This is a genomic window from Mucilaginibacter hurinus (assembly GCF_003324525.1).
GTDB classification, from domain to species: domain Bacteria; phylum Bacteroidota; class Bacteroidia; order Sphingobacteriales; family Sphingobacteriaceae; genus Mucilaginibacter; species Mucilaginibacter hurinus.
On record NZ_QGDC01000002.1, the window covers coordinates 565462 to 576800 of the forward strand.

Annotated in this window: 13 protein-coding genes; 11 read left to right on the plus strand and 2 right to left on the minus strand. The window is 44.7% G+C overall.

What is annotated here, in order from left to right:
* Nucleotides 1-67: 67 nt before the first annotated feature.
* Complete coding sequence (locus DJ568_RS05735; RefSeq protein ID WP_114004271.1) at nt 68-451, plus strand: acyl-CoA thioesterase; 384 nt, start codon at nt 68-70, stop codon at nt 449-451.
* Between the two features lie 49 nt (nt 452-500).
* On the opposite strand, the gene DJ568_RS05740 is transcribed toward DJ568_RS05735, so the two are convergent.
* The gene (locus DJ568_RS05740) at nt 501-1163 is read right to left on the minus strand and encodes an NAD-dependent epimerase/dehydratase family protein (protein ID WP_114004272.1); all 663 of its coding nucleotides are present in this window, start codon (nt 1161-1163) and stop codon (nt 501-503) included.
* On the opposite strand from DJ568_RS05740, the gene DJ568_RS05745 reads away from it, so the two are divergent.
* The 9 genes from DJ568_RS05745 to DJ568_RS05785 all read left to right on the plus strand — a co-directional run bounded on the left by DJ568_RS05745 (nt 1147) and on the right by DJ568_RS05785 (nt 10799).
* Entirely contained in the window at nt 1147-2076 is a 930-nt protein-coding gene (locus DJ568_RS05745) for an MOSC domain-containing protein (protein WP_233496632.1), read from the plus strand. The two genes, DJ568_RS05740 and DJ568_RS05745, sit on opposite strands and share 17 nt — an antisense overlap.
* 110 nt (nt 2077-2186) lie before the next feature.
* A complete protein-coding gene (locus DJ568_RS05750; RefSeq protein WP_114004273.1) occupies nt 2187-2654 on the plus strand; it encodes an RrF2 family transcriptional regulator in 468 nt (155 codons plus the stop codon).
* Nucleotides 2655-2671: 17 nt separating this feature from the next.
* A complete protein-coding gene (locus tag DJ568_RS05755) occupies nt 2672-3217 on the plus strand; it encodes a DUF4468 domain-containing protein (RefSeq protein WP_114004274.1) in 546 nt (181 codons plus the stop codon).
* A 317-nt stretch (nt 3218-3534) separates the two neighbouring features.
* Nucleotides 3535-5634 carry a HEPN domain-containing protein gene (locus tag DJ568_RS05760; protein WP_114004275.1) on the plus strand — a complete coding sequence of 700 codons (2100 nt, stop codon included), beginning with the start codon at nt 3535-3537 and terminating at the stop codon, nt 5632-5634.
* Entirely contained in the window at nt 5631-6413 is a 783-nt protein-coding gene (gene cobA / locus DJ568_RS05765; RefSeq protein ID WP_114004276.1) for a uroporphyrinogen-III C-methyltransferase, read from the plus strand. The genes DJ568_RS05760 and cobA overlap by 4 nt, the downstream gene beginning before the upstream one ends.
* Entirely contained in the window at nt 6397-7914 is a 1518-nt protein-coding gene (locus tag DJ568_RS05770) for a TSUP family transporter (protein ID WP_114004277.1), read from the plus strand. The genes cobA and DJ568_RS05770 overlap by 17 nt, the downstream gene beginning before the upstream one ends.
* 1 nt (nt 7915) lies before the next feature.
* Nucleotides 7916-8617, plus strand: coding sequence for a phosphoadenylyl-sulfate reductase (locus tag DJ568_RS05775; RefSeq protein WP_114004278.1), 702 nt, complete (start codon nt 7916-7918; stop codon nt 8615-8617).
* 18 nt (nt 8618-8635) lie between these two features.
* Nucleotides 8636-9544, plus strand: a complete 909-nt coding sequence (gene cysD / locus DJ568_RS05780; RefSeq protein WP_114004279.1) for a sulfate adenylyltransferase subunit CysD — start codon at nt 8636-8638, stop codon at nt 9542-9544.
* Nucleotide 9545: 1 nt separating this feature from the next.
* Nucleotides 9546-10799, plus strand: a complete 1254-nt coding sequence (locus DJ568_RS05785; RefSeq protein WP_114004280.1) for a sulfate adenylyltransferase subunit 1 — start codon at nt 9546-9548, stop codon at nt 10797-10799.
* 190 nt (nt 10800-10989) lie between these two features.
* Here the strand turns inward: DJ568_RS05785 and DJ568_RS05790 are convergent, their stop codons facing one another.
* Nucleotides 10990-11169 carry a hypothetical protein gene (locus tag DJ568_RS05790; RefSeq protein ID WP_114004281.1) on the minus strand — a complete coding sequence of 60 codons (180 nt, stop codon included), beginning with the start codon at nt 11167-11169 and terminating at the stop codon, nt 10990-10992.
* On the opposite strand from DJ568_RS05790, the gene DJ568_RS17445 reads away from it, so the two are divergent.
* Nucleotides 11159-11339 (plus strand): hypothetical protein (locus DJ568_RS17445; RefSeq protein ID WP_233496633.1); only part of this gene is annotated, 181 nt, incomplete at its 3' end. The genes DJ568_RS05790 and DJ568_RS17445 overlap by 11 nt on opposite strands.

Here is an 11339-nt window from a genome sequence, read left to right on the forward strand (position 1 = left end):
ATTACGCATGGCTTATATTTGGAAATAGCGCTAAAGGTATTGAATTTTGCCCATAAACCCTACAAAAATGCAACTCGAACAAAGAATACAAGAATCAGAAACGCGCATATTCAAGGCCGTATTCCCCAACACAACCAACCATTACGACACACTTTTTGGCGGTATGGCTATGCATTTAATGGATGAGGTGGCATTTATTGCAGCCACACGTTTCAGTCGTAAAAGATGTGTTACAGTTTCGTCGGACCGGATTGATTTCAACAAACCCATCCCTGCAGGAACTATTGTTGAATTAATTGCCAAAGTAGTACATGTGGGTAATACCAGCTTAAAAGTACTGGTAGAGATATTTGTAGAAGAAATGTATTCCGAAGGCCGTGAAAAAGCCATTACAGGAACATTTACATTTGTAGCGGTTGACGAGCATAAAAACCCCATAAAGGTTTTGTAATACCCCTGCCCTTTTAACCATCAATGCTTAAACCAAGAAGTGGCAGTGGTTATCGCGCAATTCTTTTTATATCCTTCACTTCGAGCACCGTTTTATGGTAACCGTGCTGTGTTACATTAATCATAGCCTGGCCTACCTGCGCCAGTGTGGATACTATATTTGGCACAAATAGCTTAAAAACAGGTACTAGCAGCCAACCCACGTACTTATACAAAGGCAGCGTATTTTTTAGTCCGGGTGTTGGCTTCATAAACCCGGGGCGAAAATTGTATGTGGCTTTAAAAGGCAGCTTCACCAGGTCGTTTTCAGTTTTTCCTTTCACCCTCGCCCACATCAGTTTGCCCTTTTCGGTGCCGTCGGTACCTCCGCCTGATACATAACAGAAGGTCATATCCGGGTTTACATCGGCCAGGGTTTTGGCAAATCCAAGGGTAAGGTTATATGTAAGTTTAGTGTAATCAGCTTCGCTTTTTCCAACGGATGTTACGCCGGCACAAAAATAACAGGCATTATAACCTGTTACCTCATCAGCTATTCCTGATATATCTTCAAGGTCGGCATGAATAATTTCCTTTAGTTTAGGATGACTGATGCCGGAAGGCCGCCGGTTTATTATAAGCACTTGCTCTACCTGCGAGTGCTGCAGGCACTCGTGCACTACGCCCTCGCCTACCATACCTGTGGCTCCTGTTACTATGGCTTTAATCTTCATGCTGTATGCTGTTATAATACTTTTTATCAACGCGTATTATTTATATGTGTTTGGCATTTTTACAGGCACCTGCTATATTTACCACATGCTGACCGTAAGCGAATTATTTATTTACCCCATTAAATCTTTAGGGGGCATATCTGTAAACCAGGCCACTGTAACCGACCGTGGCTTTATGCACGACCGCCGGTGGATGCTGGTAGATGACAACAATGTGTTTATTTCGCAGCGTGATTATGCACAAATGGCATTGCTGCAAGTAGACATTGATGCCGGCGGGTTACGGGTTACACACAAACTAAACAAGCAAAGTATAGTAATACCGTTTACGCCACAAACGCCTGAAAGTTGCGACGCCGTTGTTTGGAATGACACTTGCCAGGCTGTATATGTAAGCAATGATGCAGATAAATGGTTTAGCGATACGCTGAACGTGAGGTGCAGGCTGGTTTACATGCCTGATGAGAGCCACCGTACGGTGAACCCTAAATATTCGGCAGGCGGCGAACTTACTTCTTTTGCCGATGCTTATCCTTTCCTGCTCATCGGCCAGGCTTCGCTGGATGACCTGAACAGCAGGCTAACAGAAAAATTACCCATGAACCGCTTCAGGCCAAATATTGTGTTTACGGGCGGAGATGCATATGTAGAAGACGTGCTAAAAAAGTTTACCATAAACGGCATTACATTTAAAGGCGTTAAACTATGCGAGCGCTGCGTGGTAACCGCCACCAGCCAGGAGACGGCACTGCGCAGTAAAGAGCCATTGAAAACACTGGCCAAATACCGGTTGCGAAACAAAAACGTTATGTTCGGACAGGACCTGGTGCATAAAGGAACAGGACTTATTAAAGTGGGCGATGTGTTTAGCAACATCAGCCTGCATGAAAATAACGACAGGTTTATAGTATAAGTATTTAAAAGAAAAAAAAGCTTTCGCTCGGCCAGGGTTGGGTGAGGCAACCAATAAAAACTACTAACTACATATTCTTTATATATCTTTGCATATTGTATCTTTAAACGATGCTGTCAAAAAAAACCAAGTACGCCATAAAAGCTTTAGTTATCCTGGGTAAAAACACGGATAAACCGCCAATGCAAATATCACGTATTGCCAGCGAAGAACGGATACCCAAAAAATTTTTGGAGCAGATACTGCTTGACCTGCGTAACGCGGGTTACCTGTACAGCAAAAAAGGCGCAGGCGGCGGCTATAGTTTAAATAAAGATCCTAAGGATATTTACCTGGTAAGCATAATGCGTATTACCGATGGCCCTATTGCCATGGTACCCTGTGCCAGTATGAACTTTTACCATAAGTGCGACGAGTGCCACCAGGAAACAACCTGCGGCATACGCGACGTATTTGTGGATGTGCGCGATGCTACGCTTAAAATACTTTCAGAAACCAGCATTGCAGATATTATTGCACGTGAAACTAACCTGATAAATGCCGCGCCTCAGTTCCCGGTACAGCTTAATTTGCCGTAAACCTGACTACACTGCTAATGTCGCTTGTTATCGGTATTGTTTTCCCGCTGACAATTCAGGCGCAAACAATAGATAAATCATTAGAATTACCTGTAAAAGACTCAATAATTACCTTTGAAAAGGTTGTAAACGTCGATAGTACTATCACAAAAGATCAGTTATTTAATGCTGCTATGGCATGGGCTTCAGCAGAGACTACCAAGGTAATTAAACTATCAAATCCTGTAACTAACCAGGTTGGTGGTTGGGGAACTGCAAGAATATATACCGGCACTTTTAGTAACACTATTGTTGATGTGCTGTATTTATTTGTAATAAAAGCACAAAATGGCCGATACCAGATCACGCTTAGCGATTTTACCAGAACGGTTAGTGATGGAAGAGAATTCAGCCTTGAGTTAAAGAATTATTACCGTGTAGACAAGGCTTACATTGGTTTGCGGAACGGCTCACCCCAATACGACTCCAAAAAAGAAAAAACGTTCTTTCGTTATCTTAACCAGCATGCCGTAAAAACTTTAGTATCCTTTGAAAATTTCATTGAGAAATATTTACGCAAATAATTTATGCCTTTTTATGCTTCATATTAATAAATTCTCACTGGCAACATTACACATCCAAATTGCTATTGCTAACGCTCTCCCGGAGCTGGCAAGTGTATAAGCTTCATCTTAACGTAATTTTCAAATAATCCCTACAAAAACCATATAGATTATCTATATTTGTCACTGTGAAAGTTAACTGCTACTCATATTTTACAACTATCTGTTGCTGCGCAGTTAGCGGCGAATTTGGGCTGTGAGTATATTAGCAAAACTATATTCGCCTCTTCCAGCCACAGCAGAAGGGGCTTTTTTTATAATAAATAATCACCATCACTATGCAAAGCTTCAGAACAGAACTGGAGAATCCCGTTGTTGAAAAAGATATTATCGACCTTGAACGCAAGATACGCTTGTTCAGGGAAGGTAAAATACACGATGAAAAGTTCAGGAGTTTACGCCTGGCACGGGGCATTTACGGTCAGCGCCAGCCGGGTGTGCAAATGATACGTATTAAATTACCTTTTGGTAAAGTAACATTTAAGCAAATACTGCGCATATCAGATATATCTGATGAGTATGCAAGCAGCAACCTGCACCTGACTACCCGCCAGGATATACAGATACATTATGTTAGTTTAGACCGCACGCCCGAGCTTTGGGCCAAGCTGCAGGAAGACGACGTAACCATACGCGAAGCCTGTGGCAACACGGTACGTAACGTAACCGCCTCGCCTACCGCGGGTATTGATCCAAAGGAACCTTTTGACGTTTCGCCGTACGCGCATGCTACTTTTGAGTATTTTTTGCGTAACCCTATTTGCCAGGATATGGGCCGTAAGTTTAAAATATCTTTTTCATCAAGCGACGAGGATACAGCTTACAGCTACGCGCATGATGTGGGCCTGATTCCAAAACTAAACGCCAATGGCGAACGCGGTTTTAAAGTGATGCTGGGTGGCGGCTTAGGCGCGCAGCCTATTTTAGCAAGTATTGTAGAGGATTTTTTACCCGAGGACCAACTGATCCCTTACATTGAATCGGTTATACGGGTGTTTGACCGTTATGGCGAGCGTACCAACCGCAACAAGGCCCGTTTAAAATACTTAATACAAAAGTTTGGCCTTGATGAAGTTTTACGTTTAGTTAAAGAAGAGCGCACGGCCAACAAAGTAAAAACATATAAAATTAATACCGACGCAATAGCCCAACCGGTTTTGCCCGAAACGGTAACATATCCGGCAGTTGAACTGAGTAACCCGCTGCGTTACGAGCAATGGCTGGCCACCAACGTTTTTGAGCAAAAGCAAAAAGGATTTTACGGCGTGTACGTTAAAGTGACTGTTGGCGACATCAGCACTGCTGATGCCCGTAAAATGGTTGATGTATTACGTCCGTTGGTTGCCGACGAGATACGTATTACGCAAAATCAGGGTTTGCTGCTTAAATATGTTAAAAAAGAAGCCCTGCCTGCGTTATACGAGGGTTTAAACTCATTAAACATGGCTGCCCCCGGTTTTGACAGCGTGGCCGATGTTACTACCTGCCCCGGTACTGATACCTGTAACCTGGGTATATCAAACAGCATGACCATGGCCCGGGTGCTGGAGAACCTGATATTTAACGAATACGAAGATTTTATATATAACCGCGAAATAAAAATAAAAATCAGCGGCTGCATGAACTCGTGCGGACAGCATGGCTTGGCGCATATTGGCCTGCATGGCAGTTCGCTTAAAGCGGGTACGCGGGTATTGCCTTCTGTACAGGTAATGCTGGGCGGCGGTACAGTTGGCGACGGTGTAGGCCGCGCTGCCGAGCGTGTTGTTAAAGTACCTGCAAAAAGGGCGACGTTGGTGATAAGAGCGCTTTTGGATGATTACAAGGCAAACTCCATCCCCGACGAACTTTTCCATAATTATTATGACCGCCAGGGCAAAGATTACTTTTATAAATTATTGAAGCCTTTGGCCGACCTTACCACCCTTACCGAAGAGGAGTTTATTGATTGGGGACACGAGGAAACATTTGCTACCGCGATAGGTGTTGGCGAGTGCGCCGGTGTGGTGATTGACCTGGTGGCTACCCTGCTGTATGAGTCGGACGAAAAGATGGGCTGGGCTAACGCTTCATATGAGAACAAAGCCTGGGCCGATGCCATTTACCACGCGTACAGCGTATTTGTAAGTTCGGCAAAAGCCCTGTTGCTTGATAAAGGCGTTAACAGCAGCACACAGGCAGGCATAATTAAAGAGTTTGATGCCCAGTATGTGGCTACCGGCGAGTTTGCCATTGAGGGCGGTGGCACTTTTACCGATCTGATATTACAAATAAATAAAAACGAACCGTCGGAAGAATTTGCGACAATATACCTGGCACAGGCCGCAGCATTTTTAAATGCCAGCAAAGAGAAGAGAGAGGAACTGGTAAAATCATGATAGATTCATCTGCAAATACAACCAAAACGGCACGCATTACCCTTGTAGGCGCGGGCCCCGGCGATGCGGAACTCATCACCATAAAAGGCATAAAGGCATTAAAAACTGCCGACGTGGTTTTGTACGATGCCTTAGTGAACGAAGAATTGCTTGAGTTAGCCCCTGCCGGTGCCGTAATGGTATACGTAGGTAAACGCTCGGGCGACCAAACCCACTCGCAGGCTAACATTAACCAACTGATGGTTGATTACGCCCGAAATTATGGCCACGTAGTGCGGCTTAAAGGCGGCGACCCATTTGTGTTTGGCCGCGGGTTTGAAGAACTGGAGTTTGCTGCGGCGCACAACATACCGGCCCAAATAGTTCCGGGCATATCAAGTTCTATCGGCGTACCCGGCTTGCAGCATATCCCGGTTACACACCGTGGCTTAAGCGAAAGCTTTTGGGTGGTTACCGGCACTACTGCCAGCGGTAAAATATCAACCGACCTGGTAGAAGCGGCTAGAAGCAAGGCTACTGTAGTAGTGTTAATGGGCATACATAAACTGGCCGAGATTACTGAAATATTTAAAGCCGAAGGTAAAGGCAACTTACCGGCAGCGGTAATACAAAGCGGCACAACAACTAATGAAAAGGCAGCAATAGGCGTAGTTAACACCATAGTTGAGGCAGCTGCGCAAAATCAAATAACATCTCCTGCTCTTATCATTTTTGGCGAAGTGGTATCATTGCACCCTGATTTTAAACAGATCAAAGCACTGTATGACGCCCTTGCCTGAAGATAACAGCTTAACACCTGTACAGGATAAAAGAAATCATGGGAACCAGCTTTTCCCGGTTTTTGTTAAACTGAACAATTTGCATCTGGTACTTATTGGCGCCGGCAAAGTTGGTTTAGAAAAACTTACCGCCGTACTTGCTAACAGCCCGTTTGTAAAAGTTACTGTTATTGCCAGGGAGATTATACCAGAAATGCACACGCTTGCCGCAGAACATGCAGGTGTAACCATTGTTAACAAAGCGTTTGCTGAGCATGACCTTGATGAGGCCGATATTGTTATTGCCGCTACTAATGATAACGACCTGAACGTGTATATACGACAGGCCGCGCATGACCGTAAGTTGCTGGTAAACATTGCCGATAAACCGGATCTGTGCGATTTCTACCTGGGTTCAATTGTACAAAAAGGCGACCTTAAGATAGCGATATCCACCAACGGTAAATCGCCAACAATTGCCAAGCGTATCAAAGAATATTTAAACACAGAGATACCCGACGAGATTGACGACACGTTGCAGCATATAAACGCGTTAAGGGAAACACTGAACGGGAATTTTGCCGATAAGGTAAAACAACTTAACGAAGCGACAGCTATATTGGTAGAACCGGCAACTGTCGCGCGATCTAACAGGGTTTACCTAAGTTGGGGATTGTGGCTGGCCTCTATCCTTCTGATAGTTATCAGCGTGTTATCGCTATGGTATAAGGAGCCCGAATTTCAAACCTACGTACAAAACATTGATCCTATATTTTATTATTTTTTAGGCGCAGGTTTTGTGTTTAGCATGATTGACGGCGCCATAGGGATGTCATACGGCGTTACGTCGCAAACGTTTTCATTATCAATGGGCATCCCTCCTGCTTCAGCCAGTATGGGCGTGCACTTATCAGAGGTTTTAAGTAACGGCATTGCCGGCTGGATGCATTACCGCATGGGTAACGTAAACTGGAAGCTGTTTAAGCTGCTGGTTGTTCCAGGCATAATCGGAGCGGTAACAGGGGCTTATTTACTTTCGTCGCTTGAACATTACAGTCAATATACCAAGCCTTTTGTATCTTTGTATACGCTGATACTGGGTATTGTTATCCTGTTAAAAGCTATTAAAGCCAGGGCAAAAAAGGCCGGGCAAAAAATTAAAAAAATAACGATGCTGGGTTTAGGCGGCGGGTTTATTGATGCTGTTGGCGGCGGCGGCTGGGGGTCTATCGTGCTATCGTCATTAATAGCTGGTGGGCGTCACCCGCGTTTTTCATTGGGCACAGTAAAGCTATCACGTTTTTTTGTGGCGCTGATGAGCTCGCTTACATTTATTACAATGCTTGATAGCGCGCGCTGGGATGCAGTAGCCGGACTGATTATAGGCAGCGCCCTTGCTTCGCCGATAGCCGCCAAAATATCTAACAGGATATCAGCAAAAGTAATTATGGTGGCCGTAGGTATTATTGTTATTATAGTAAGTTTTAAAAACATTTACGGCTTTATTGATAAATTGCTATAAGATGAGTGAGTTAGCAAACTACATACAACACCAGGTAAACGGGCTGGAGCCTGTAGAGGCTTTACGTACGCTTGCTGCCGAGTTTCCGGGCGAGGTGGTTTTTTCAACCAGCTTTGGGTGGGAAGACCAGGTAATTACGCACATGATATTTACCAACAACCTGCCTATTAAAGTATTTACGCTTGAAACCGGCAGGCTTTTTCCAGAAACCTATTACGTGTGGAACCGCACCATGGAAATGTACGGGCACCCTATACACGCTTACTACCCTAATCATGAAATGCTTGAGGCCATGGTAAACGCTAAGGGGCCAAGCAGTTTTTACGAATCGGTTGAAAACCGTAAAGAGTGCTGCGCTATACGCAAAATAGAGCCCTTAAAACGGGCATTACAAGGCAATAAAGTATGGATTACCGGCATACGCGCCGAACAATCGGCCAACCGGCAGCACATGGACAATGTTGAATGGGATGAAGGCAACCAACTGGTTAAATATCACCCGATATACAGCTGGACATTAGACGACGTAAAAGAATATATAAGAGAACATAACTTACCCTATAATACATTGCATGACAAGGGGTTCCCGAGCATTGGCTGTTTACCGTGTACACGCGCCGTGCAGGAAGGCGAAGATTTCCGCGCCGGAAGATGGTGGTGGGAAGATCAGTCGAAAAAAGAATGCGGTTTACATGCAACATAATAATTTTTAAACACACGAATGAGTAGTAACAACCACCTGGACTATTTAGATGAGCTTGAAGCAGAAGCAATACACATTCTGCGCGAAGTGGCGGGGCAATTTGAAAAGCCCGCGCTGCTGTTTTCGGGCGGCAAGGATTCAATAACGCTGGTGCGGCTTGCCGAAAAGGCATTCCGGCCCGGCAAATTCCCCTTCCCTTTGGTACATATTGATACCGGCCACAATTTTGTGGAAACCATTGAGTACCGCGACAAAATGATTGATCGTATTGGCGAAAAGCTGATAGTAGGCCACGTGCAGGATTCAATTGACGAAGGTAAAGTGGTTGAGCAAACCGGTAAAAATGCCAGCCGCAACGCTTTACAAACCGTTACCCTGCTTGATACCATTGCCAAACATAAGTTTGATGCCTGCATTGGCGGCGCCCGCCGCGATGAAGAAAAAGCCCGCGCCAAAGAACGTATCTTTTCGGTACGTGACGAATTTGGCCAGTGGGACCCTAAACGCCAGCGCCCGGAGTTGTGGAACTTATATAACGGTAAAATACACAAAGGCGAAAATGTAAGGGTGTTCCCGATAAGTAACTGGACGGAGCTTGATGTATGGAACTACATACGCCGCGAAAACATTGAACTGCCAACTATTTATTTTGCACATAAGCGCGATACTATTGTGCGTAACGGCCAGTTAATGGCAGCTTCTCCATTCCTTAACATGGATGACGAGGATGTTATTACAAACCGCACCGTACGTTTCCGCACCGTTGGCGACATGACCTGTACTGCCGCTGTACAATCAGAAGCGTTTGAGATAGATGATATTATTAACGAAATAAGCGAATCAAAAATAAGCGAACGCGGCGCCCGTATGGATGACAAGGTAAGCGAAGCTGCCATGGAAGACCGTAAGAAAGGGGGCTATTTTTAATATGGACATACTTAAATTTATTACTGCCGGTAGTGTTGACGATGGCAAAAGCACCCTTATAGGACGTTTATTATATGATAGCGGCGCCATTTTAGCCGACCAGCTGGAAGCCCTGCACTCATCAAACCGCAAAAATGATGATGGCAGCATTGACCTGGCTATTTTAACCGATGGGCTTAAAGCCGAGCGTGAGCAGGGCATAACTATTGACGTAGCTTACAAATACTTTAATACCGATAAACGCAAGTTTATTATAGCCGATGCGCCCGGGCATATACAGTACACCCGTAATATGGTTACCGGCGCTTCAAACTCAAACCTGGCCATCATCCTGATAGATGCGCGCAAAGGCGTTATCGAGCAAACGGTAAGGCATACATTCCTGGTATCATTGTTAGGTTTACCGCAGATAGTGGTTGCCATTAACAAGATGGACATGGTTGGCTACAGCGAAGAAATTTACAACAACATTGTAGCTGATTACCAGGCGCTGGCCCAAAAGCTGGACCTTAAAAACGCTGTGAAATTTATCCCGATAAGCGCTTTAAAGGGCGATAACATCGTACACGAATCAACAAACCTGCCGTGGTATAAAGGCGAAAGCCTGCTGCATTTCCTTGAAAATGTAGAAATAGCGGTGGATAATAAAACCGAGCATGCCCGTTTGCCGGTACAATGGGTTATACGCCCCCAAACTGATGAGCTGCATGATTACCGTGGCTATGCAGGCCGGGTGCTCAGCGGTTCGTTCCATGTGAATGATAAGGTTACCGTTTTACCGTCGGGCTTTACCAGCACCATATCAAAAATTGAACAATTAGGCGTTGAGCCAACCGAAGCAAAAACAGGTATGTCGGTAACAATACATCTTGAAGATGAGATTGATATCAGCCGCGGTGATATTTTAGTTAACAGCCGCCAGCAACCACAAGTGGCCAAAATGATTGAAGCCGACCTGTGCTGGATGGATACGCGCGCGCTTGATGCCGACCATACTTATTTTATACAGCATAACAGCAAGCTCACGCGCTGCAAAATAAGCGAGGTATTGTATAAAATAAACATCAACAACCTGGAGAAGGTGTATGATGAAGAGTTTAAACTAAACGATATTGGCCGTATAGTAATAAAAACCGCCGACGAACTTGCTTTTGACCCTTACCATGAGAATAAAGCTAACGGAGGCGCCATTATTATTGATAGCCGCACTAATGTAACCGTAGGCGCGCTTATGCTGCGCTCGGCGGTTGATTAAGCGTTTTTAGCTTATAAAAAGCGGCTGTTTCTTTCGAGGCAGCCGCTTTTTTGTATCCCACTATCTCTCATCCTAACGTCATTGCGAGGTACGAAGTGATCTCCCAACCATGCTTTGTTAAATGCCTGAAGCGAATGCTTCGCTGCCCTCACCCCCTCGCGTCATTGCGATGAACGAAGCAATCTCCTAACTATGCATACTGTAAATACCTAAAGAGATTGCTTCGCTGCCGCTCGCAATGACGTTGTTTCCTGATACGCGACCAAAAAGTTACTCCGCCGCCCTCACCCACCACGTCATTGCTGTAAAGGTCAGATAATTCGGCAATGGAATTAGCTTTAACAAATAAAGCTATAGTTATGCGCAACATTAATAATGACCTGACATTAAAACGTAATTATCTAAGTAAATACCGTTTTCTTATTAGTGAGTATGAGCAGGTAAAGCGAGGAGAGCACCCTACTTTTAGGTTTGCCAAAGATTTCTATTCAGCACATGATACTGATCCGAGGAGCTTTCTGAAGTATTATAATCGCTTTA